General features: G+C 72.6%; 19 protein-coding genes and 1 pseudogene. 8 read left to right on the top strand and 12 right to left on the bottom strand.

Features of this window, described 5'->3' with window-relative positions; translation table 11 throughout:
* Nucleotides 1-3: 3 nt before the first annotated feature.
* Together ABZV00_RS19430 and ABZV00_RS19425 are read left to right on the top strand one after the other, a co-directional pair.
* Complete coding sequence (locus ABZV00_RS19430; RefSeq protein WP_328420228.1) at nt 4-714, top strand: ABC transporter permease subunit; 711 nt, start codon at nt 4-6, stop codon at nt 712-714.
* A gap of 93 nt (nt 715-807) precedes the next feature.
* Entirely contained in the window at nt 808-1,452 is a 645-nt protein-coding gene (locus ABZV00_RS19425; protein WP_328420226.1) for a hypothetical protein, read from the top strand.
* A gap of 15 nt (nt 1,453-1,467) precedes the next feature.
* Here the strand turns inward: ABZV00_RS19425 and valS are convergent, their stop codons facing one another.
* From valS to ABZV00_RS19385, 8 genes are all read right to left on the bottom strand, one after another.
* On the bottom strand, nt 1,468-4,083 hold the full coding sequence (gene valS, locus ABZV00_RS19420) for a valine--tRNA ligase (RefSeq protein ID WP_355608025.1): 2,616 nt from the start codon (nt 4,081-4,083) through the stop codon (nt 1,468-1,470).
* Between the two features lie 145 nt (nt 4,084-4,228).
* Nucleotides 4,229-6,109 (bottom strand): ABC transporter ATP-binding protein, encoded by a 1,881-nt coding sequence (locus ABZV00_RS19415; RefSeq protein WP_355608023.1) that lies wholly within the window; start codon nt 6,107-6,109, stop codon nt 4,229-4,231.
* A complete protein-coding gene (locus ABZV00_RS19410) occupies nt 6,106-7,962 on the bottom strand; it encodes an ABC transporter ATP-binding protein (RefSeq protein ID WP_355608020.1) in 1,857 nt (618 codons plus the stop codon). The genes ABZV00_RS19415 and ABZV00_RS19410 overlap by 4 nt, the downstream gene beginning before the upstream one ends.
* A gap of 37 nt (nt 7,963-7,999) precedes the next feature.
* Nucleotides 8,000-8,509: a methylated-DNA--[protein]-cysteine S-methyltransferase gene (locus ABZV00_RS19405; protein ID WP_355608017.1), complete on the bottom strand. Its 510-nt coding sequence runs from the start codon at nt 8,507-8,509 to the stop codon at nt 8,000-8,002.
* On the bottom strand, nt 8,506-10,017 hold the full coding sequence (locus ABZV00_RS19400) for an AlkA N-terminal domain-containing protein (protein WP_355608014.1): 1,512 nt from the start codon (nt 10,015-10,017) through the stop codon (nt 8,506-8,508). The genes ABZV00_RS19405 and ABZV00_RS19400 overlap by 4 nt, the downstream gene beginning before the upstream one ends.
* A 115-nt stretch (nt 10,018-10,132) precedes the next feature.
* Nucleotides 10,133-11,539, bottom strand: coding sequence for an FAD-binding oxidoreductase (locus ABZV00_RS19395; RefSeq protein WP_355608012.1), 1,407 nt, complete (start codon nt 11,537-11,539; stop codon nt 10,133-10,135).
* 263 nt (nt 11,540-11,802) lie between these two features.
* Nucleotides 11,803-12,300, bottom strand: coding sequence for a hypothetical protein (locus tag ABZV00_RS19390; protein ID WP_355608009.1), 498 nt, complete (start codon nt 12,298-12,300; stop codon nt 11,803-11,805).
* The gene (locus tag ABZV00_RS19385; protein ID WP_328420211.1) at nt 12,297-12,806 is read right to left on the bottom strand and encodes a SigE family RNA polymerase sigma factor; all 510 of its coding nucleotides are present in this window, start codon (nt 12,804-12,806) and stop codon (nt 12,297-12,299) included. Before ABZV00_RS19385 ends, ABZV00_RS19390 begins: the two co-directional genes overlap by 4 nt.
* 138 nt (nt 12,807-12,944) lie before the next feature.
* Between ABZV00_RS19385 and ABZV00_RS19380 the strand changes: the two are divergent.
* From ABZV00_RS19380 to ychF, 3 genes and pseudogenes are all read left to right on the top strand, one after another.
* Nucleotides 12,945-13,376: pseudogene (locus ABZV00_RS19380) on the top strand (hypothetical protein); the annotation flags it as partial.
* Nucleotides 13,377-13,673: 297 nt separating this feature from the next.
* Nucleotides 13,674-14,408 carry a peptidase E gene (locus ABZV00_RS19375; RefSeq protein ID WP_355608006.1) on the top strand — a complete coding sequence of 245 codons (735 nt, stop codon included), beginning with the start codon at nt 13,674-13,676 and terminating at the stop codon, nt 14,406-14,408.
* A gap of 93 nt (nt 14,409-14,501) precedes the next feature.
* Complete coding sequence (ychF, locus tag ABZV00_RS19370) at nt 14,502-15,587, top strand: redox-regulated ATPase YchF (protein ID WP_328420207.1); 1,086 nt, start codon at nt 14,502-14,504, stop codon at nt 15,585-15,587.
* A gap of 20 nt (nt 15,588-15,607) precedes the next feature.
* Here the strand turns inward: ychF and ABZV00_RS19365 are convergent, their stop codons facing one another.
* Nucleotides 15,608-15,895 carry a hypothetical protein gene (locus ABZV00_RS19365; RefSeq protein WP_355608003.1) on the bottom strand — a complete coding sequence of 96 codons (288 nt, stop codon included), beginning with the start codon at nt 15,893-15,895 and terminating at the stop codon, nt 15,608-15,610.
* Here ABZV00_RS19365 and ABZV00_RS19360 point away from each other — a divergent pair.
* Entirely contained in the window at nt 15,882-16,349 is a 468-nt protein-coding gene (locus ABZV00_RS19360; RefSeq protein ID WP_355608000.1) for a hypothetical protein, read from the top strand. The two genes, ABZV00_RS19365 and ABZV00_RS19360, sit on opposite strands and share 14 nt — an antisense overlap.
* A gap of 261 nt (nt 16,350-16,610) precedes the next feature.
* On the opposite strand, the gene ABZV00_RS19355 is transcribed toward ABZV00_RS19360, so the two are convergent.
* Nucleotides 16,611-17,543 carry an MBL fold metallo-hydrolase gene (locus ABZV00_RS19355; RefSeq protein ID WP_355607997.1) on the bottom strand — a complete coding sequence of 311 codons (933 nt, stop codon included), beginning with the start codon at nt 17,541-17,543 and terminating at the stop codon, nt 16,611-16,613.
* A gap of 189 nt (nt 17,544-17,732) precedes the next feature.
* Here ABZV00_RS19355 and ABZV00_RS19350 point away from each other — a divergent pair, with 189 nt between their 5' ends.
* Nucleotides 17,733-19,382, top strand: a complete 1,650-nt coding sequence (locus tag ABZV00_RS19350) for an FAD-binding dehydrogenase (protein WP_355607994.1) — start codon at nt 17,733-17,735, stop codon at nt 19,380-19,382.
* 85 nt (nt 19,383-19,467) lie between these two features.
* Here the strand turns inward: ABZV00_RS19350 and ABZV00_RS19345 are convergent, their stop codons facing one another.
* Nucleotides 19,468-19,803 carry a YnfA family protein gene (locus ABZV00_RS19345; protein ID WP_355607993.1) on the bottom strand — a complete coding sequence of 112 codons (336 nt, stop codon included), beginning with the start codon at nt 19,801-19,803 and terminating at the stop codon, nt 19,468-19,470.
* Between the two features lie 72 nt (nt 19,804-19,875).
* Between ABZV00_RS19345 and ABZV00_RS19340 the strand changes: the two genes are divergently transcribed.
* Nucleotides 19,876-20,883, top strand: coding sequence for a hypothetical protein (locus ABZV00_RS19340; RefSeq protein WP_355607990.1), 1,008 nt, complete (start codon nt 19,876-19,878; stop codon nt 20,881-20,883).
* Nucleotides 20,884-21,035: 152 nt separating this feature from the next.
* On the opposite strand, the gene ABZV00_RS19335 is transcribed toward ABZV00_RS19340, so the two are convergent.
* Nucleotides 21,036-21,287: a hypothetical protein gene (locus tag ABZV00_RS19335; RefSeq protein ID WP_355607987.1), complete on the bottom strand. Its 252-nt coding sequence runs from the start codon at nt 21,285-21,287 to the stop codon at nt 21,036-21,038.
* Nucleotides 21,288-21,378 lie beyond the last annotated feature (91 nt).

Here is a 21,378-nt window from a genome sequence, read left to right as displayed (position 1 = left end):
AACATGTCGACCGTTACCTGGATCACCGCGCGCGGCCTGTTCGGCCGGCGCCGGTTCCTGCTGCTGCTCCCGCTGCCGTTGGTGCTGCTCGGGCTGGCCGTGCTCTGCCGCTCGCTGGGGGTGGACCCGGGCGAGTGGGGGCCGCCGGTGCTGGTCGGCCTCGGGCTGGCCGTGGTGCTGCCGGTGGTGGCGCTGATCATCGGCACCGGCGTGCTGGGCGCCGAGATCGACGACGGCACGGTGGTGCACATCCTGACCAAGCCGTTGCCGCGCTGGCAGATCGTGCTGCCCAAGCTCGCGGTGGCCGCCGGGGTCACTGCGGCCACCGTCGCGGTGCCGCTCTACATCGCGGGCGTGCTGGCCGCTTCGGTACGCCTCGGTCTGGCGCTGGCCGCCGCGGCGACGCTCGGCGCGCTGGCGTACACGGCGCTGTTCCTCGCGCTCAGCCTGGTGACCCGGCGGCCGGTGCTGCTCGGCCTGGTCTACGTGCTCATCTGGGAGGGGCTGCTGGGCAATTTCGTCAGCGGCACCAAGGTGCTCTCCATCCAGCAGTACGTGATCGCCCTCGCCGACCGGATCGCCCCCACCGGGCTGCTCGAGACCAGCGTGTCGGTGCCGGTGGCGGCGGTGATGACCGCGTTGGTCAGCGTCGGCTTCACCGTGCTGGCCATCGACCGCCTGCGCTCGTTCAGCGTGGCCGGCGAGACGAGCTGAGGCCGGTGCGAGCCGCTGTTCCGGCCAGCCACCCCCGGTCGGTAGGGCTGGCCGGATGTACCGGCGGGGGTGCCACGGGCCAGGCTGGTGGGCGTGAACGTCGAAGCGGAGCGGACGTCGTTGGCTGAGCCGTACTCCCGAAGCAGCCGGCCGTGGCTGACCAGCCTGGCGGTCGCCGGGCTGGTCTGCGCCACGGTCGCGACGGCCGCCCAGGGCAGCGGACGGTTCCACTGGTGGGCCGGGTTCATCCTGATCCCGGGCGCGCTGATCGCCGCCAGCGGCGGGCCGCTGCTGGCCCGGGGCGGCGGCCGGGCCTTCGCCGGGTACGTCATCGCCTGCGTCGGCACGCTGGTGTTCGCGGTGGGCGCGCTGCTGATGTTCGGCGTGATGGGCCGGGGCTGGCCGGCGCTGGTGGTGCTGCCCTGCCTGGCTGTCGCCGGCACCTACCTGTGGCGGGCAGCCCACCCGCTGGCCCGCGGCCTGCACCGGGCCGTGGCCCTGCTCGCGCTCACCGGCGCGCTGGTCGGGCTTACCCTGCAACTGATCCGGGTGGATCTGATCGACCTGAAGACCGGCTGGTGGGGCGGGTTCATGATGCTGGCCGGGGCGATCGTGCTGGGCAACGCGGTCGAGTTGACCCGGCACCGGATGCAGTACCGGCTCCAGGCGATCACCCTGCTGGTCGGGCCGGCGGTGGTCGCGATCCTGGTCGGCCTGCGTTTCCTGCGCGGCTGGTGACCGCTTCCGCACAGGTCAGAAGGCGCAGGCGATGACGAGTTCCGGGGTGCGGTCGGGGAGCAGGTCCAGCTTGCCGATCCGACCGGCCGCGCGCAGGTCGTCGGCGACCAGGGTGAGCTGTTCCAGCAGCGCCGCCGGCCCGAGCGCCTCCGCCAGCGGCACCTCCGCCTTCATCGACAGCTTCCGCTCCGACTTGGCCCGCCGCACCTGGCTCAGCGCGTCGCCGGCCAGCCGTAGCAGCGCCGGGTCGCCCGTCCCCTCTGTCGTCCGGGCCACCTCGTGCGTGGTGGGCCACGGCGCCCGGTGCACCGAGCCGTACCGCCACCAGGACCAGACCTCCTCGGTGACGTACGGCAGCACCGGGGCGAACAGCCGCAACTGCACCGACAGTGCGGAGGCCAGCGCCGCCCGCGCCGAGTCGGCCGCCGCTCCGGTGCCGTACGCGCGCTCCTTGACCAGCTCGATGTAGTCGTCGCAGAACCGCCAGAAGAACGCCTCGGTGACCTGCAACGCCGCCGTGTGGTCGTACGAGTCGAAGGCGGCGCCCGCCGCGGTGACGACGGTGGCCAGTTCGGCGAGCATGGCCCGGTCCAGCGGGGCGGTCGCCGGGGTGCGCAGCGCGTCCGCCGCGCCCAGCCCGAGCGCGAACTTCGACGCGTTGAGCAGCTTGGTGGCCAGCCGCCGACCGACCTTGATCTGCGCCGGGTCGAAGGCCAGGTCCATGCCGGGCTTGCCACTGGCCGCCCAGTAGCGCACCGCGTCCGAGCCGTGCTGCTCCAGCAGCGCCAGTGGGGTGACCACGTTCCCCTTGGACTTGGCCATCTTCTTGCGGTCCGGGTCGAGGATCCAGCCGGAGAGCACGGTGTCCCGCCAGGGCAGCACGCCGTGCTCGAAGTGCGAACGGACCACGCTGTCGAAGAGCCAGGTCCGGATGATCTCCTGCCCCTGTGGGCGGAGGTCCATCGGGAAGACCTGGGCGAACAGGTCCGGGTCGGTCTCCCAACCGCCGACGATCTGCGGGGTCAGCGATGAGGTGGCCCAGGTGTCCAGCACGTCCGGGTCGCCGACGAAGCCGCCCGGCTGGCCGCGCTGCGACTCGTCGTAGCCGGGCGCCGGATCGCTGGATGGATCGACCGGCAGCGCGGACTCGTCCGGCGTGAGAGGGTGGGACCAGTCCGGCTCGCCAGCGTTGTCGAGCCGGTACCACACCGGCACCGGCACCCCGAAGAAGCGCTGCCGACTGACCAGCCAGTCACCGGTCAGGCCGGCCACCCAGTTGTCGTAGCGGTGCTTCATGTGCGCCGGCACCCAGTGCAGCTGCTCGCCCCGGGCCAGCAACGTCGCCCGCAGCTCAGCATCCCGGCCGCCGTTGCGCAGGTACCACTGCCGGGTCGAGACGATCTCCAGCGGCCGGTCGCCGCGTTCGTAGAACTTGACCGGGTGGGTGATCGGGCGCGGCTCGCCGATCAGGTCACCCGCGTCGGCCAGCATCCCGACGATCGTCCGGCGGGCGCTGTTGACGGTCTGCCCGGCCAGTGCCGCGTACGGCTGTGCCGGCACCCCGGCCGGCGGCTCGGGTAGCAGCCGGCCGTCCCGGCCGATCACGACCCGGGTGGCCAGCCGCAGCTCACGCCACCAGGTCACGTCGGTCAGGTCGCCGAACGTGCAGACCATCGCGATGCCGGTGCCCTTGGCGGGGTCGGCGAGCGGGTGGGCGTGCACCGGCACCTCGACGTCGAACAGCGGGCTGCGCACCGTGCCGCCCACCAGGTCGGCGTACCGCTCGTCGTCGGGGTGGCAGACCAGTGCCACACAGGCCGGCAGCAGCTCGGGCCGGGTGGTGTCGATGAGCACCTCGCGCCCGGCCGGCCCGGTGAACCGCAGCCGGTGGTAGGCGCCGGGGCGCTCCCGGTCCTCCAACTCGGCCTGGGCGACCGCGGTGGCGAAGCCCACGTCCCACAGGGTCGGCGCCTCCGACTGGTACGCCTCGCCGCGGAGCAGGTTGCGCACGAACGCCCGCTGGCTGGTCGCCCGGGCGACCCGGCCGATCGTGGTGTACGTCAGGGACCAGTCCACCGAGAGCCCGAGCCGTCGCCAGAGCGCCTCGAAGACCTGCTCGTCGGCGACCGTCAACCGCTCGCACAGCTCGATGAAGTTGCGTCGCGAGATCGGCGTGGGGTCACGGCGTGCCGCCTCGTCGACCGGCGTCGCCGGTGGCCGCCACACCGGGTCGTACGGCAGTGCCGGGTTGCAGCGCACCCCGTACACGTTCTGCACCCGGCGCTCGGTGGGCAGGCCGTTGTCGTCCCAGCCCATCGGGTAGAAGACGGCCTTGCCGCGCATCCGCTGGTACCGCGCCGTGGTGTCGGTGTGCGTGTACGAGAAGACGTGTCCCATGTGCAGCTCGCCCGATACGGTCGGCGGCGGGGTGTCGATCGAGTACACGTCCACCCTGCGACCATTCCGGCTCGGCGCGTCTGACGCCGCGTCGCGACCCGGAACAGTCGACCTGGAGCGGTCGAACGCGTACGTGCCCTCCTCCTGCCAGCGGCGCGCCCAGGTCTCCTCGAGCCCGTCCAAACTCGGACGCTCGGGCAGACCGGCGCGGGCCGTCCTCGCCGTATCGGTCATCCTGCGATCGTAGGCACCGCGCGGGTGCCGGGCCACGTAGTTGCGGCCGGGACACGACGGCTGCCTGCGCCGACAGGCCGGCCGGGTCGGTGCGCACCGTCGACGGCGGGTCGATGCGCACCGTCGACCGCGGGTCGGTGCGCGCCTAGATCATTGAGTCGCGCCACTGACGGTGCAGGGCGGCGTACCGGCCGTCGGCCTCGGCCAGCACGGCGGGCGGGCCGTCCTCGACGATCCGCCCGCCGTCGAGGACGAGCACCCGGTCGACGGTCTCCACGGTGGAGAGCCGGTGCGCGATCACCAGGGCGGTCCGGTCCCGCAGGATGGTGCCGAGTGCCCGCTGCACCAGCCGTTCGGTCGGCACGTCCAGCGAGGAGGTCGCCTCGTCCAGGATCAGCACGGTCGGGTCGGCCAGGAACGCCCGGGCGAACGCGACGAGTTGCCGCTGCCCGGCGGAGAGCCGGCCGCCGCGCCGGTGCACCTGCGTGGCGTACCCCTCTGGTAGCGCGGTGATGAACTCGTGCGCGCCGATCGCCCGGGCGGCGGCCTGCACCGCGGCGTCGTCGGCGCCGGGCCGGCCGAACCGGATGTTCTCCGCCACGGTGCCGCTGAACAGGTGGTTCTCCTGGGTCACCAGCACCACCGCGCGGCGCAGGTCGGCGTCGCTCACCGCACGCAGGTCGATGCCGTCCATCCGGACCGCACCGCTGTCCGGGTCGTGAAACCGGGCGACCAGCTTGGCGATGGTCGACTTTCCCGCGCCGGTCGGCCCGATCAACGCGACGGTCTGCCCGGCGGGCACGGTCAGCTCCAGCCCGGCGAGGATCGGGGTGTCGGCGCGATAGCCGAAGGAGACCTCCCGGAAGGCCAGCTCCCCTCGGTCGGCGCCGGTCGGCAGCGGCACCGGCCGGGCCGGCTCGGCGACCGCCGGTCGCTCGTCCAGCACGCCGGCCAGCTTCTCCAGCGCTGCGGTAGCCGACTGGAGCGAGTTGTAGAACTGGCTCAGCTCCTGCATCGGCTCGAAGAAGCGGCGCAGGTAGAGCAGGAACGCGGCGAGCACCCCGACCTCGGTATGCCCGCCGAGCACCCGCCAGCCGCCGTAGCAGAGCACCACCGCCACCGTGACGTTGCCGATCAGCTTGATCGCCGGGGAGTACGTGGCGATCAGGCGGAACGCGTGCAGGCTGGCCTGCCGGTAGTCGTCGCCGAGCGCCACGAAGATCCGCTGGTTGCGTGGCTCCCGACGGAACGCCTGTACCGCCCGGATGCCCCGCATGGACTCCACGAAGTGCACGATGACCAGCGCGACCGCTTCCCGGGTCCGTCGGTACGCGCTGGCCGACGCCCGGGCGAACCAGCGGGAGAGCCAGAACAGGAACGGGAACGCGAACAGCGTCACGGAGGCCAGCGGCAGGTCCAGCCAGAGCAGGATGGCGGCCACCGACAGGATCGACAGCGCGGCCAGCACCAGGCTGTCGATCCCGCCGTCGACCAGCTCGGCGATCGAGTCCAGGTCACTGGTGAGCCGGGAGACCATCCGGCCGGAGGTGTACCGCTCGTGGAAGCCCACCGACAGTCGCAGGAAGTGCCCGAACACCCGCTGCCGCAGGTCCAGCAGGACGGCCTGGCCGATCCGGGCGGAAAGCGCGAGGAAACCTCGGCGGGCCGCGTACTCGGTCGCCGTGGCGACGGCGAACGCCCCGGCGACGGCGGCCACCGGGCCGGCGTCACCGGCCCGCAACGGCGCGATGGTCCGGTCGATGCCGATCATGACCAGGTACGGGCCGGCCATCGCCGCGGCGTTCTGGGCCAGCAGCAGGCCGACCGCGCCGGCGAGCCGACTCCGGTGCGGCCGGAGCAGGTCGGCCAGCAGCGCCCGGCTGAGCCGGCGCAGCCGGGCCACCGCCTCGGGGCTGGTCTCCTCGGCCCGGCTCCGGTCGGCCTCCGGGTCGGTGGCCGTCCCGCGCCAGCGGGCGAACTCCGGTTCTTCCCCGGGCGGTGGGTCGGCCGCCTCCCGCACGGTCATGAGCGCACCAGCCCCCATCCGTCCGAGGTGGACGACGCGGACGTGTCCGGCCCGGCAGGTGGTGGCCGCCCGGCTGGCGGCTCGGCAGCGAGCAGCGCCCGGTAGGCCGGCACGGTGGCCAACAGCTCGGAGTGCCGGCCGATCGCGGCGATCCGCCCGCCGTCGAGCAGGGCGACACGGTCGGCCAGCGCGATGGTCGACGGTCGGTGCACCACCAGCAGCGCGGTGCTGTCCCGGAGCACCCGCCGCAGCGCTGCCTCGATCAGCGCCTCGGTGTGTACGTCGAGGGCGGACAGCGGGTCGTCCAGCACCAGCAACGCCGGCCGGCCGAGCACCGCCCGCGCCAGCGCCAGCCGCTGCCGCTGCCCGCCGGAGAGCGACAACCCCTGCTCACCAACCCGGGTGGCCAGGCCCCACGGCAGGTCGAACGCGAAATCGGCCTGGGCGAGCGCGAGGGCCGCGCGGACCTCGTCGTCACCGGCGTCCGGGTGCCCCAGGGTCAGGTTCTCCCGGACCGACATGGAGAAGAGCGTGGGTTCCTCGAACGCCACCCCGACCAGTCGGCGCAGCGAGTCCAGCCGCAGCTCCCGCAGGTCGTGCCCGTCCAGGGTGATCCGACCGTCAGTCACCTCGTGCAGTCGGGGCACCAGGGAGAGCAGTGTGCTCTTGCCACAGCCGGTGGCCCCGACCAGCGCCACGGTCTCGCCCGGCTCGATGGTCAGGTCTATCTCGCGTAGCACCCGCTCGCTGGTGCCCGGGTACTGGAACGCGACCCGCTCGAAGCGGAGCCGGCCGTGGACCGCGTCGCGGGGCAGCGCCACTGCGCCCGGCGCGTCGACGATCTGCGGTGGGGTGTCCAGCACCTCCAGGATCCGGTCGGCGGCGGTGGCCGCCTCCTGAGCGTTGGCGATGATCCAGCCGAGGGTCTGCACCGGCCAGATGAGCATCAACTGGAGGCTGACGAACGCGACCACCTCGCCGATGGTGAGCACACCCCTCGCGGCGGCGGCCGCCCCGGCGACCAGCACCACGCCCAGGGTCAGGTTGGGCACCAGGTCGAGCAGCGCCGCGGTGTTGGCCAGCAACCGGCCCTTGCGTACGCCGGTGTCGTGCAGCCTCCGGGCCCCACCGGCGAAGCGGGCGACCAGCTCGGGCCCCCGGCCGTACGCCTTCATGGTGCGCAGGCCCTGCGCGGTCTCCTCGACCAGGGTGGCCACGTCGCCCTGCTGGTCCTGCATCCGTCGGGACGCGCTGTGGTAGTGCCGCGCGAAGCGCCGGGTGATCAGCAGTAGCGGCACGGTGCTGGCCGCCACCAGCAGCCCGAGCGCCACGTGCAGGCGGATCAGCAGCAGCACCACCACGAGGTAGGTGGTCAGGTTGAGCACCAGGAAGAACACGCCGAAGGAGAGGAACCGGCGGATCACCGAAAGGTCGCTGGTGATCCGGGAGAGCAGCTGACCGGACTGCCAGCGGTCGTGGAAGCTGGTCGGCAGCCGCTGGAGGTGGGCGTAGACGTCGGCGCGCAGCGCCGCCTCCATGCCGACCGCCGAGGAGGACTGCACCCACCGGCGGATGAAGATCAGCACCGCCTCGACCACGCCGAGCAGCAGCGCGAGGCCACCGAGCTGGAGCAGGCCGGCGGGCTCGCGCTGGGCTACCGGCCCATCCACCACCCGCTGCACCACCAGCGGTACGGTGATCCCGGCCGCCGTGCCGGCGAGCCCCGCGATCATCAGCCAGGCGAACTCGGTGGCGTACGGGCGCAGGTAGCGGCGCAACCGCCAGAGGTTGTGCACGGGGTGAGGGCCCGCGGCGACCCGGGCGGCCGGGCTGCCGACGCTGTCCGCAGGCACTACCCGACGGTAGCGTCAATAGGCGTCGATGCTTGTGTCAGCTTGTTGTCAACCGCCGCTCATGACCGAGAAGCCACTTCTTCACGTCCAGCCCCCAGCGGTAGCCGCCGAGTGTGCCGTCGGTACGCAGCACCCGGTGGCAGGGCACGAACAGCGCCGCCGCGTTACGGGCGCAGGCGGCCGCGGCGGCCCGCACCGCCGGCGGTCGGCCAGCCAGCGCCGCGTACGCGGTGTAGGTGACCGGGGTCCCCGGTGGGACCTCGCGCAGCACCTCCCAGGCGTGCGCCATGAACTCGCCGCCGGTGCGCTGCCGCACCAGCACCGTGTCGATGGCGGTGAGGTCACCGTCCAGGTAGGACCGGACGGCCGCGCTGACGGGGCCGAGGTCGGTCCGCTGCCGAAGCGGCGCCCGTAGGGTCGGGTGGACCAGGGGCAGCAGCGCCGCCGGGTCCGGGGTGAAGCCGGCCGCCAGGACCTCGCCGTCGGTGCCGGCGAGGATGCTCAGCGGGCCGGTCGGGGTGCTCAGGACGGTGCTGTCGATGCTCATGCCGCTCTCCAGAGTCTGATCGTGGCGTAGGACCGCCAGGGGCGCCAGCGGTCGGCGTACGTGCTGAGGGTCTTCGGGTCGTCGGGCAGGCCGAGCGCGGCCGCGCCGCGTCGGACCGCCAGGTCGGTGGGGAGCAGGACGTCCGGGTCGCCGAAGGCTCGCATGGCCAGGTAGCCAGCGGTCCACGGGCCGATGCCGGGCAGCGCCAACAGCTGCCGGACCGTCTCCTCCCGGTCGCCGCCCGGTGCCAGGTCCAGGTGCCCGTCGATGACCGCCCGCGCCAGCCCGCGGATCGTCTCCCGCCGTCCGACCGGCATCCCGAACGCGGTGTCCGGCTTCCCGAGCACGTCCTCCGCGCTGGGAAACCCCCGGAGCAGCCCAGGCTGGTTCCCGGCGTGTTGATCATGAGGTTGGCCGGCGATTGGATCTCCGTTCGGCCCGTCAACCTCATGATCGACGTGGTCCTCGGTGGAGCCGGGTGCGGCCAGTAGGCGGATGAGAGTGGTGCGGGCTGAGGTGACTGAGACCTGCTGGCCGATGATGGCGCGGACCGCCAGCTCGAAGCCGTCCACCGCCCGGGGAACCCGGATGCCCGGTTCGGCGGCGACCGCCGGGGCGAGCGCCGGGTCGGCGGCGAGCGTGGCGTCGATGGCGGCCGGGTCCGCGTCCAGGTCGAGCAGCCGGCGGCAGCGGGCCACCGCCGGCGCCAGGTCGCGCAGGTCGGCCAGCCGCAGCGTCGCCGCGACGTGCCCGGCCGCCGGGGTCAGCGCCACCTGGCCGGTGCCGTGCGGCAACCGCAACCCCCGGTGGTACGTCCCGTCGCGGACCTCGTCCACGCCGGGCAGCGCCCGCACCGCCAGGAAGTCCAGCAGCGCCTGGGCGTGCAGCGGGGGGCGGTACGCCAGCCGGAGCGTGATGGTCCCCGCCCCGGGAGGTGCCTGGTGCCGGCCACGAGCCGTGCGCAGCTCGGACGGGGCGATCCCGTACACCTCGCGGACCGTGTCGTTGAACTGCCGCACGCTGCCGAAGCCGGCGGCGAACGCGATCTCGGCCATCCCCAGGCCGGTCGTCTCGATCAGGATCCGGGCGGTCTGCGCCCGCTGGGCCCGGGCCAGCGCGAGCGGCCCGGCACCCATCTCGGCGCGCAGCATCCGGTGCAGGTGCCGCTCGGTGTAGCCGAGTCGGGCGGCCAGCCCGGGGACGCCGTCGCGGTCGACCACCCCGTCGGAGATCAGCCGCATCGCCCGCCCGACCACGTCGGCGCGGACGTCCCACTGCGGCGAGCCGGGTGCGGCGTCCGGCCGGCAGCGGCGGCAGGCGCGCAGCCCGGCGCCCTGTGCCGCGGCTGCGGACGGGAAGAACCGGACGTTCTGTCGCTTGGGCGTGGTCGCCGGGCAGGACGGCCGGCAGTAGATCCCGGTGGACGTCACGCCCGTGTAGAACCAGCCGTCGAACCGCTGGTCACGGCTGTCCACAGCTCGGTAGCACCGCTCGAAATCCATCTCCACGCCACCGATGATGCCCCGCTCGCCGGGCTCGCGGCTGGCGGGAATCGGACCTGGGCGTGCGGCCCGGCAGCCGGCGGCTTGACGGCCGTCCGCGGCAACCGCCGCCGGGTGGCCGTCAGCGGCGGCGCCGGTGGGGTTGGCCGGAGCGTGTGGGCTGACCGGACCGTGCCGGCTGGCTGGACCGCGCGGGCTGGCCGAAACGGGCGGGTCGGGCGGTCAGCAGGGCCGACCGGAACACGCCGTCCGGGTCGTACCGTCGCCAGAGCCGCCGCACCCGGGCGCCGGTCTCACCCGGGTAGATCCGGGCGAACGCGGCCGGGTCCGGCCGGCTCTCGAAGTTGACGTACGCGCCGTCGGCCCGGCCGGCGACGCCCCGCCAGGCGGCATCCAAGGCCGCGCCGCCCTGCGGCGGGAAGACCGAGGCGATGACCAGGGTGTTCTGGTGCCGGTGCGGGTAGGCGGTCGCGTCGGGGGCGACGTCGTTGACCGCCCCGCCCACCGAGCGGAGCTGGATGACCGCCCGGCCGGGACCGGTCACTGCCCGCATCAGGGCCCGAGAGCCGGCGTCGTCCAGCTCGGTGAACAGGCCGTTGGTGGTCGTGCCCCGCTGCTGCCCGACGTTCGGGTTCAGGTGTGCGGTCGGCACCAGGGACGGATAGGGCAGCAGGTCGGTCCGGTGTTCGAGCAGCTTCCCGATGGCCAGCAGCGGCTCCATCACGGGTCGGGCCCGGCGCAGGCTCTCGGCGGCGACCACGGCGGTGATCGACATGAGGGCCGACCGTCCCTCCACGAACAGCACGGCGGCTGCCGACAACTCCCGTGGGGCCTGCGCCAGGTAGCCCGCCCACTCCCGAACGGTGCGGCCGTCGGGGTGCGCCTCGACGACCAGTTGCGCCACCCCGACGTTGCGCTGCTCGGTGGCCTCGATCTCGAACGCCACCACGATCCCCGCTCCCGCGCCGGCACCCCGAACCAGCCAGAACAGCTCCGGCTCGTGCTCCGCGTCCGCGCGCAACAGCGTCCCGTCCGCGAGCACCACCTCCACCGCGCGGACGCGATCGATGGTGAGGCCGTACGAGCGGACCAGCCAGCCGACGCCACCCCCGGTGGCCAGGCCGCCCACGCCGACGTTGCCGTGGTCACCTGAACTGATCACCAGGCCGTACCGGGCCAGCGCCGTCGCGACATTCGCCCAGCGGGCGCCGGCCTCGACCCGGACCAGCCCGGCCCGCTCGTCGAGCACCTGCACCCGGTTGAGCATGGACAGGTCGATGACCAGGCCACCGTTGTTGGAGGAGGTGCCGGCGAGACCGTGCCCGCCGCTGCGGACGGCGATCGGCAGCCGCTGCTCCCGCGCGTAGCGGATCGCGGCGACCACCTGCGCGACGTTCTTCGGCAGCAGGACACCGGCCGGCGAGGCCGGCGTGGTGTACGTCGAGCGCAGCTGCGCGTACCGGCGATCGCCGGGGGTGACGAGCTGCCCGGTGAGCGGACCGGGCACCCGGGCCAGGGCGGGACTCATCGCTGCCTTCGCAGCTCAGGCGCCGTCGGGTGTCCGTGATCGGTCATCGCTCAAGAGTGGGCGGCCGTACCGACCTTGGCAAACCGCGCCCTGTCCGACGGGATGCGCAGCGCATACCGGTGCGGGGAGTACCGGGCCGTGGTGACCGAGATCTCCGACCGGCTTCTCGCGCGGCAGCTCAAGGAGCTGGAGTGACGGGCTTACCAAGGACGGGCCGGCCGGTCGGACCGGGCGGGAAAAGCGCCCGGCCCGACCGGATCTGATCAGCTCACCGGGCTGGGCACCCCGGGCGGGCCGAGCGGGGTCGGCGTGGCCGACGGCCGTGCCGGGCTTGGCTTAACCGGCACGCCGGGCGGGCCGAGCGGGGTCGGCGTGGCCGACGGTCGTGCCGGGCTCGGCTTACCCGGCACGCCGGGCGGGCCGGACGGGCTGGGTACGACGATCGGCCCGGTCGGGCTGGGTGCGCCGGGCGGCGCGGACGGGCTGGGTACGACGATCGGCCCGGTCGGGCTGGGTACGCCGGGCGGCCCGGACGGGCTGGGCGCGGCCGGACGGGGTTGGTCGGAGCCGGTCGCCGCGAGGGCGATCGGGGTGGCGATCAGGATGGCCGCGAGCGTGCCCACCGCGCCCATCGTCACCGTGGCCCGGCGCCGGTTGCGCACCCGCCGTTCCGCTCGGCTCAACTGGTCATGCACGATCGGTGCCTCCTCGGCCAGGTCGGTGAGGGTGGAGCGGATGAGGATTTCGAAGCGGTCGGTCATCGCCGTACCTCCAGCAATTCGACCTCCGGCAGGAGTTCGCGCAGTCGGCTGACCGCCCGGTGGGTACGGCTGCGGACCGTGCCCACCGAGCAGCCCAGCAGCTCGGCCACCCGGGCCTCGGGCAGGTCCTCGTAGTAGCGAAGGACCACCACCGCGCGCTGCGCCGGTGGCAGGTGGCGCAGCGCGGCGCGCATCGCCAACCGCACGTCCGACCCGCCGCTCGGGTCGGCGCCGACCGGTTCGTCCGCCGGGTTGAGCGGCGTCTCCCGCCACCGGCGCAGTCGCCGCCACCAACTGACCTGCTCGCGGTACATCACCACGCGCAGATACCCCTCCGGGTCGGCGTGCCGGATGCTTCCCCACTTGGGGATGGTCCGCGCCAACGCCGACTGGAACAGGTCCTCGGCGGCGCTGCGGTTCCCGGTCAGCAGGTACGCGACCCGCATCAGCGCCGGAGTCCGGCTGGCGACGAACTCGGCCAACCGGGCTCGCTCGTCCTCGTCCACCCACCACCCCTTTTTGTTGTCACCGATACAGACGCCCCAGGTCATCATCGCTATCCACGTTCGAGGGCGAATTTTCCGCCCGAAAGTGTCGGTCGCGGCGGGTAACGTCCGGCCACCAACTCAAGAAGGGGTGCGGCGATGGCGAGCGTGGCGGGTCGGGCGGCGGCATCGACACGGGACATGTTCCCGCCGCTGCCCCGTGCGGTGGTGCAGTCCTTCTACCGCCGGATGCGGGCCGTGGCGCCGGCCGCGGTCGGCGCGATCGAGCGGGACCGGGCGGCCGACGCAGAGCCGGCCTTCGCCGACACCGCCTGCGGCCGGCTGGCCCTCTCCCTGGACGATGCGGGCCTGCGGGCGCTCGGCATGTGGACGCACCACTGGTGCATGCGCTTCTACGACGACGACACCCGGGCCGGGCGGCGGCTGGTCCGGGAGATCGCCGCCCGGCCAGCGCTGGGCTGGACGGCCGACGAGGTGCGCTGGATGCTGCGCGAGTCGGTCGCGGCCGGCCCGGCCGCCGCCGAGCGGTTCACCCTGCCCCGCGCCGCCGCCGCGCAACTGCCCCCGGGGCAGCGGCCGTTCGGCGAGCTGCCCCCGGGTCACTGGCCCGAGGGTGAGGTGGTGATCCAGGACCGGCCGACCGGGGCGGCGCCAGCCGGTGAGCCGGCCGAGGGCCAGCCCACCGCCGAGCCCGACGAGGGCCAGTCCGCCGGGCCGCTTTCCCTGGTGCCCCGCCAGCGGCGCGCTGGCTGAGTCGGTCATCGTCGCGCTGGCCTGGCCCCGAGCCGGGTCTCGCGCGGGTGGGTGATCGGCCGGCGGTCGGCTGCGGCAGGATGAACGCGGCCCTGCACCGACGGAAGGACCCACATGCCCGCCAGCGAACCGACCATCCTCGCCACCAGCATGGGTTTCTTCCGGGGCGACCGGGGTCCCTTGGATCTGCGTCCCGGCCCGGTCTTCGAGCTGGCGGCCGAGCTGGCCGAGGCTGGCCCGCAGCCGCGCATCTGCTACCTCGGTCAGGCCGTCGGGGACCAGCCCACCTCGCTGGCCTCGATCTACGGCGCGTTCGCCGACACCCGGTTCCGGCTGTCGCACCTCGCCCTGTTCCCGATGCCGAACGTCGAGGACATCCGCGCCCACCTGCTCGCCCAGGACGTGATCTGGGTCGGCGGCGGCAGCGTGGCCAACCTGGTCGCGGTCTGGCGGGTGCACGGGCTCGGCGAGATCCTGCACGAGTGCTGGCAGGCCGGCGTGGTGCTGGGCGGCGTCTCCGCCGGTTCGATCTGCTGGCATGTGGGCGGCGCCACGGACAGCTACGGCCCCCGACTGCGCGGCTTCACCGAGGGTCTGGGCTGGCTGCCGTACGGCAACGGCGTGCACTACGACAGCGAAGGCCAGCGGCGACCGTTGATGCACGAGCTGGTCGGCGACGGGACGCTGCCCACCAGCCACTGCACCGACGACGGGGTCGGCCTGGTCTACCGGGGGACCCGGCTGGTCGAGGCGGTCGCCGACCGCGAGGGCGTTTCGGCGTACGAGGTCAGCCGCGGCGCGGACGGCAGCGTCCGCGAGGCGATCATCGCCCCGCGCATGCTCGGCTGACGGCCGGTCGGCGCCGCCTCCGACGGGGGCGGCGCGGCCGGAAACCGAGCCGCGTGGACCGGTCTGGATGCCACCGGCGTAAGCTGGCCCGTCGTGAGTCTCTCCATCGGCATCGTCGGCCTGCCCAACGTCGGCAAGAGCACGCTTTTCAACGCGTTGACCAAGAACGACGTGCTGGCGGCGAACTACCCGTTCGCCACCATCGAGCCCAACGTCGGCGTGGTCGGGCTGCCTGACGAGCGGCTGGGCAAGCTGGCCGAGATCTTCTCCTCGCAGAAGGTGCTGCCGGCCCCGGTGTCGTTCGTCGACATCGCCGGCCTGGTACGTGGCGCGTCGAAGGGGCAGGGCCGGGGCAACGCCTTCCTGGCCAACATCCGGGACGCCTCGGCGATCTGCCAGGTGGTGCGGGCCTTCTCCGACCCGAACGTGGTGCACGTCGACGGCAAGATTTCCCCGGCCGACGACATCGAGACGATCAACACCGAGCTGATCCTCGCCGACCTGCAGACCCTGGACAAGGCGCTGCCCCGGTTGGAGAAGGAGGCCAAGCTCCGCAAGGACCGGGCCGCCGCCGTCGCCGCCGCGAAGCAGGCCATCGAGGTGCTCGACGGCGGCACCACCCTGTACTCCGGGGCCGCCGCCGCCAAGATCGAGCTGGAGCACCTGCGCGAGCTGCACCTGCTCACCACCAAGCCCTTCCTGTACGTCTTCAACGTCGACGAGGCCGAGCTGGCCAACGAGGCGTTCCTCGACGAGCTGCGCGCCCTGGTCGCCCCCGCCGAGGCCGTCTTCATGGACGCCAAGATCGAATCCGAGCTGGTGGACCTGCCCGAGGAGGAGGCCCGCGAGCTGCTGGAGTCGATCGGGCAGAACGAGCCCGGCCTCAACCAGCTCGTCCGGGTCGGCTTCCGCACCCTTGGGCTCCAGACGTACCTGACCGCCGGGCCGAAGGAGGCGCGCGCCTGGACCGTCCCGGTCGGCGCCACCGCGCCGGAGGCCGCGGGCGTCATCCACTCCGACTTCCAGCGCGGCTTCATCAAGGCCGAGGTGGTCTCGTACCACGACCTGGTCGAGTTTGGTTCGATGGCGGCGGCCAAGGCGGCGGGCAAGGTCCGCATCGAGGGCAAGGAGTACGTCATGCAGGACGGCGACGTGGTGGAGTTCCGCTTCAACGTCTGAATCTGTCCTGTTTACGCAGGTCATGCGGTTGATTCGTTGCTCGACTCGTGGTGCCCTTCGGTAGCCCGGCCCGCTCGACAGCCGCCGAGAAGATCAGCGAGCCGTAGTAGTCGTGCCGGTACGGGCCGGCGAAGTGAGCGGCGTGTCTTCGGCTCGGTGCGGACCTTGGACTGTGGCGCGAACTGCCATTCGATCCGAACTGTCCGGGCGAGGTGGTCGACATCCTGGACGCGCAGTGCGAGCAGCTCGCCGAGGCGAAGCCCGAGGCCGGCTTGCACGATCACCATGGCGTAATTGCGGGCGGGCATCGCGGCGGTGCTGCCTGTGTTCCTGCTCGACATGGTGGTCCAGGGTGCCGGATTCGCGGTTACTGTCGCTGTCATGCGTACACGGCACCCAGGATGGCTTTCGTTGCAGCTCGACGCGATCTACTGCGCGGTGGCGGCGGTGTCGCTGGCCCTGTTCGTGGATTCGGTGTCGGAGCGGTTGGCCGTGCCGCCCGCGTTGACCATCGCGGTCGCGGTCGGTATCGGCGGTTGGGCGTTCGCGCTGCACCGCGTCGCCGGGCGTCCCCGGCTCCGACCGTGGCTGGTGGGGGTACTCATCGCCAATGTCGTCGCGGCCATGCTGATCGCGGTGTTCGCGGCGGTCCGGCCGTGGGATGGCGCGTTTACGGTGCTGCTCGCCGCCGTGGCCGTCGAGGTCGCAGCGTTTGCGGTCAGCCAGGCCGTGGCCCTGCGTCAAGCGGCCCCGGGCATTTGAGGAACGAAGAGGCCTCGACGTTGACGATCAACACAACGATCAACCGGCGCGATAGCAGGACCGACGGCGAACTCCTCTTCTCTGTCCTGGCCGACGCAACAGCCGCTGAGCAGGCTGACGTGCGGGTGCTCGGACGAGCGCCGGCTGACCCTGAGCGGGTGATCGTTCTCGTGGCACGAATCCCAGAACGGCGTCAGGCCGCGTTCCCGCTGGTGGCGGGACAGCCGATCTAAGTTCCGCTTCAACGTCTTGCAGGACGGGTCACCGCAGCCCCGCCCAGGGATCCTCCCGACGCCACAGGGTCGGCAGGTGCAGAGCGACCCGCTCGTCGTGAGCCAGTCGGGTGAGGACCCCCATGGTGACGTCGAGGTCGTCGCCCGCGTACGGCAGGGCGCGCAGCGGCCGGTCGAGCGGGCGGAAGAAGTCGTCCCAGTGGACGAGGACCACGCGACGGGCTCCGACGGCCCGTACGGTCTGCGCCCAGTACGCGCGAATGTAGTCCTCGTCCTGCACGCCGAGCTGGCCGATGCCCAGGTAGACGACGTCGGCGCGACGCCCGTCGAGCGCTCCCGGCCGGTGGCCGGCGCTGCCCTGGACCAGGGCGGTCCGGCCGCTCTCGTGCGCGACGAGCACCGACCAGGCTTCACCACACCGGTAGGCGGACGCCCTGGCCGGGGGCACCACGGGTTCGGTGATGGTGCCGGGGAAGCGGTCCGGTGGGCAGTGTTCGGACTCGACGAACGTGAGGGTGAAGGCTCCCAGGGACATCGGCTCGTGGGGCGTGACGACGTGGATGCGGTCGTCGGTGAGGCCGGCCCCTCGGCCGACGTTGGCCGCGGAGTGGCCGCCGGCGAGCGCCGCGCCGGTACGCAGGGCGACGGTCGCGGAGTCCATGACGTGATCGAAGTGGGTGTGTACGGGGATCACGGCGGCCAGCCGGCGGCCCCCGTGGCCCAGTCCCAGCCGGGCGAGCGTCGAGCTGATGCGCGCGTCGTCGGGTGTGAGCCTGCCGAGGGCGACCCTGAGCAGGGACGGCCGGGAAAAGAACCCGTCGGTCAGCACCGCCGTGTCGCCGTCGTCGAAGAGCAGGCTGGAGACGCCGAGAAAGGTGACGCTGAAGCCCTCCGCAGCGGGTGGGACGTCGAACCGGTCGGCGTACGCGGCCAGGTCGGGCCGGCCGAGCTTCATGCGCATGGGGTGGCTACCTTCTGACGGGTGGTCGGCCGGTCGGCGTACGGTCGCGGTCGCCGACCTGGTCCAGGCTCCGGGCGATGTCGAGCAAGGAGTGCCGGACGCCGCTGTTTTATCACGCAGTGACAAGGTGGACCCTCAACCGCTGCGGTTTGATCGTCAGCGGATACGCCGGTGGGGAGAGTGCCTGTCATGGACGCAGACGTCATCGTTGTCGGCGCCGGGTTGGCCGGTCTGGTCGCCGCCGCCGAACTCGCGGAGGCGGGCCGCCGGGTGATCCTGCTCGACCAGGAGCCCGAGACGAATCTGGGTGGGCAGGCGTTCTGGTCCTTCGGCGGCCTGTTCCTGGTCGACTCGCCGGAGCAGCGCCGGATGGGGATCCGGGACTCGCACGAGCTCGCCCTGCAGGACTGGCTCGGCACGGCCGGGTTCGACCGGCCCGAGGACGAGTGGCCGCGCAGGTGGGCCGAGGCGTACGTGGACTTCGCGGCCGGGGAGAAACGGTCCTGGCTGCACGCCCGGGGCGTACGGTTCTTCCCGGTGGTCGGCTGGGCCGAGCGCGGCGGGTACGGGGCCATCGGGCACGGCAACTCGGTCCCGCGTTTCCACGTCACCTGGGGCACCGGACCCGCGGTCGTCGCGCCGTTCGCCCGCCGGGTCCGTGACGCCGCCGCGAAGGGACTGGTCACCCTCGCGTTCCGGCACCGGGTCGACGAGCTTGTCGTGACCGACGGTGTCGTGACCGGCGTACGGGGTGCTGTCCTGGAGCCGAGCGACTCCGCCCGCGGGGTGGCCAGCAGCCGCACGGTGGTCGGTGACTTCGAGTTGACCGCCCAGGCCGTCCTGGTGGCCTCCGGCGGTATCGGTGCCGACCATGACCTGGTCCGGAGGAACTGGCCGGCCCGGCTCGGTACCGCACCCGAGCGCATGATCACCGGTGTCCCCGCCCACGTGGACGGGCGGATGCTGCGGATCACCCAGGACGCCGGCGGCACCGTCATCAACCCCGACCGGATGTGGCACTACGTCGAGGGCGTGCAGAACTGGAACCCCATTTGGGCCGGCCACGGCATCCGAATCCTGCCCGGGCCCTCCTCGATGTGGTTCGACGCCACCGGCAACCGGCTGCCCGGACCGCTCTACCCCGGCTTCGACACCCTCGGCACGCTGGCGCACCTGCGGACCACCGGGCACGACCACAGTTGGTTCGTACTCACCCAGAAGATCATCGAGAAGGAGTTCGCGCTCTCCGGCTCCGAACAGAACCCTGACCTCACCAACAAGTCGGTCCGGCAGACCCTCGGCCGCATTCGCCCCGGCGCACCCGCACCCGTTGAGGCGTTCAAGCAGCACGGCGAGGACTTCGTCGTCGCTCACACCCTCGACGAACTCGTCGCCGGTATGAACGCGCTGACCGGCACGCCCCTGCTCGACGTCGAGGACATCCGACGCGAGGTCGTCGCCCGCGACCGGGAACTGGACAACGCGTTCACCAAGGACGGCCAGATCTCCGCCATCCACAACGCCCGCCGGTACCGCGGCGACAAGCTGGTCCGTACGGCAACCCCGCACAAGATCCTCGACCCGAAGGCCGGCCCACTCATCGCGGTCCGGCTGCACGTGATCACCCGCAAGACCCTCGGCGGCCTGCAGACCGACCTGTCGGGACGGGTGCTCAACTCCGACGCGACCCCGATCCCCGGCCTGTACGCCGCAGGTGAGGCGAGCGGATTCGGCGGGGGCGGCGTGCACGGCTACCGCTCCCTGGAGGGCACCTTCCTCGGCGGCTGCATCTTCTCCGGCCGCCAGGCCGGCCGCGCGATCGCGCAGGCAACCGCGTGACGGTGGCGCGGCGGGTCGGGCGGGCGCGGGCTGGTCGGCGTCCCGGCGCGGTTCCGACCAGGCCGGGATCGGCCAAGGGGCGGGTTCAGCCGTTGCGCGGGGCGTACATGATGATGGCGACCCCGACCAGGCAGATGGCCGCGCCGACGACGTCGTAGCGGTCGGGGCGGAACTTGTCGACGATCATGGCCCAGGCCAGGGAACCGGCAACGAAGACACCGCCGTACGCGGCCAGGATGCGGCCGAAGTTCGGGTCGGGTTGGAAGGTGGCGACGAAACCGTAGAACCCGAGGGCGATGACCCCGGCCGCCACCCACAGCAGGCCCCGGTTCTCGCGCCAGCCCTGCCACACGAGCCAGGCCCCGCCGACCTCGAACAGCGCGGCGAGCAGGAACAACAGGATCGAGCGGGCGACGGTCATGGTTCGGACGGTAGCGGGACCACCACGTGGTCCTGCGGGTTGGGCCGCCCGCCGGCCGCCTACGATCTCGCCATGATCACGCCGCCCCTGCCGCCCGAGGCGCTCGCCCGCTATCCCGGCCTGGAGAAGCTCGGCCGCACGACGACCCGGCTGCACCCGCGTCCTGGGGCGGTCACGGCCACCGACAGCCACGTCGGCGGGCCGCTGCGCTGGCCGGCCGACGAGCCCTGGCCCACCTGCGACGTGCCGCACATGGTCCACGAGGAGGTGCCGATCCCGGCGGAGCTGGCGACCCGGATGCGGACGGCGGAGCGCGGGCGCAGGCAGTCACACGTCCTTGCCGAGGGCGAGCTCGATCTGCACCAGGAGTTGGCCGCCCTGGTCGGCCCGGGTTTCGTCGGCTGGGGCTCGCGCGACGGCGGCCCGGTCGTCGGCTACCGGTACGTGCCGCGAGAACACCCCGCGCCCAACCCGATGGTTGCGCTGGCGCAACTGCGCGCCGAGGACGTACCCGACCTGCCCCGCCCCGGTGGGGCAGACCTGTTGCAGGTGTTGTGGTGCCCGTTCGAACACTCCGAGGGCCCGTGGGGGCCGACGGTGAAGCTGCGCTGGCGGCGGGAGGCGGAGCTGACCGACCTCCTCGCGGAGCCGCCGCGCGGCGAGGTCGGCACCGACGGGTACGTGCCCCGGCCGTGCCGGCTGCACCCGGAGCAGGTCGTCGAGTACCCGTACCCGGAGGAACTGCCGGAGAACCTGCAGCGGCTGGTCGACGAGGACGAGGACGAGGAGTACGTCGACACCTTCATGGCGCCCGGGTGGAAGGTCGGCGGGTACGCCAACTGGAGCCTCACGGATCTGGGCCCCACGCCGTGCCCCCGCTGTGCCGGTCCCACGACGTTGACCCTGGTCATCGACTCCTCCGAGCGGGGCACCGAGCGGTGGCAGCCGACGCGGGCGGACGGCGAGCCGGACGACGATTCGTACGAGCCGACCGGGGTGGTCGTCGGCCGGCACGGCGCGCTGCGCGTCTTCGCCTGCCTGACCTGCCCGGACGTGCCGTTCCTGCTCGACCAGCAGTGAGGTGAGGTGACCGTGCCGTCGACGAACCCGTGGCTGTCCGGACCCACTCCCAACGGCCGCCTGCCGCGCGAACGGCTGGAGGAGCGCATCCTCAACCCAGGACACCGGCTGCAGGCGAGTTGGACGCTCCTATTTCCGTCAAGTGGGTGGGTTCAGGTTGGAAGTAGGTGTCTGGTGGGGGCGTAGTCGATCTTCCAGTCGGTGTAGACGCCGAGGGTGCCGTCGGCTACGCAGCGCAGCCCGAGGCTGATCCAGCGAACCTCGTTGGCGGTGTTCATGGCGTAGCCGACGCCGACCGTGAAGGTCTCTCCTCCACAGGGACAGGCGCACTCCTCCAGCTCAGCATCTTCGAGGTGGTCGGCGATGGGCGTCCCGGTCTGGCAGTCATGGCAGATGATCGTCACCGCGCCACAGGCCAGCGGTCTTCCTGATGGGCACGGTCAGCTCCTAGCACGCTGAGCAGAGCGAAGGTTTCGCGAGCAATGTATGCGCGCA

This window comes from Micromonospora sp. NPDC005173, assembly GCF_040608515.1.
Classification (GTDB): Bacteria; Actinomycetota; Actinomycetes; order Mycobacteriales; family Micromonosporaceae; genus Micromonospora.
This window is presented reverse-complemented; position numbering and strand designations above follow the sequence as displayed.

Coding starts and splice junctions, on each gene's coding strand:
- ABZV00_RS19430 (WP_328420228.1), top strand. CDS start 4: ATGTCGACCGTTACCTGGATCACCGCGCGCGGCCTGTTCGGCCGGCGC.
- valS (WP_355608025.1), bottom strand. CDS start 4,083: ATGACCGATACGGCGAGGACGGCCCGCGCCGGTCTGCCCGAGCGTCCG.
- ABZV00_RS19415 (WP_355608023.1), bottom strand. CDS start 6,109: ATGACCGTGCGGGAGGCGGCCGACCCACCGCCCGGGGAAGAACCGGAG.
- ABZV00_RS19405 (WP_355608017.1), bottom strand. CDS start 8,509: ATGAGCATCGACAGCACCGTCCTGAGCACCCCGACCGGCCCGCTGAGC.
- ABZV00_RS19395 (WP_355608012.1), bottom strand. CDS start 11,539: ATGAGTCCCGCCCTGGCCCGGGTGCCCGGTCCGCTCACCGGGCAGCTC.
- ABZV00_RS19390 (WP_355608009.1), bottom strand. CDS start 12,300: ATGACCGACCGCTTCGAAATCCTCATCCGCTCCACCCTCACCGACCTG.
- ABZV00_RS19375 (WP_355608006.1), top strand. CDS start 13,674: ATGCCCGCCAGCGAACCGACCATCCTCGCCACCAGCATGGGTTTCTTC.
- ABZV00_RS19365 (WP_355608003.1), bottom strand. CDS start 15,895: ATGCCCGCCCGCAATTACGCCATGGTGATCGTGCAAGCCGGCCTCGGG.
- ABZV00_RS19355 (WP_355607997.1), bottom strand. CDS start 17,543: ATGCGCATGAAGCTCGGCCGGCCCGACCTGGCCGCGTACGCCGACCGG.
- ABZV00_RS19350 (WP_355607994.1), top strand. CDS start 17,733: ATGGACGCAGACGTCATCGTTGTCGGCGCCGGGTTGGCCGGTCTGGTC.
- ABZV00_RS19345 (WP_355607993.1), bottom strand. CDS start 19,803: ATGACCGTCGCCCGCTCGATCCTGTTGTTCCTGCTCGCCGCGCTGTTC.
- ABZV00_RS19340 (WP_355607990.1), top strand. CDS start 19,876: ATGATCACGCCGCCCCTGCCGCCCGAGGCGCTCGCCCGCTATCCCGGC.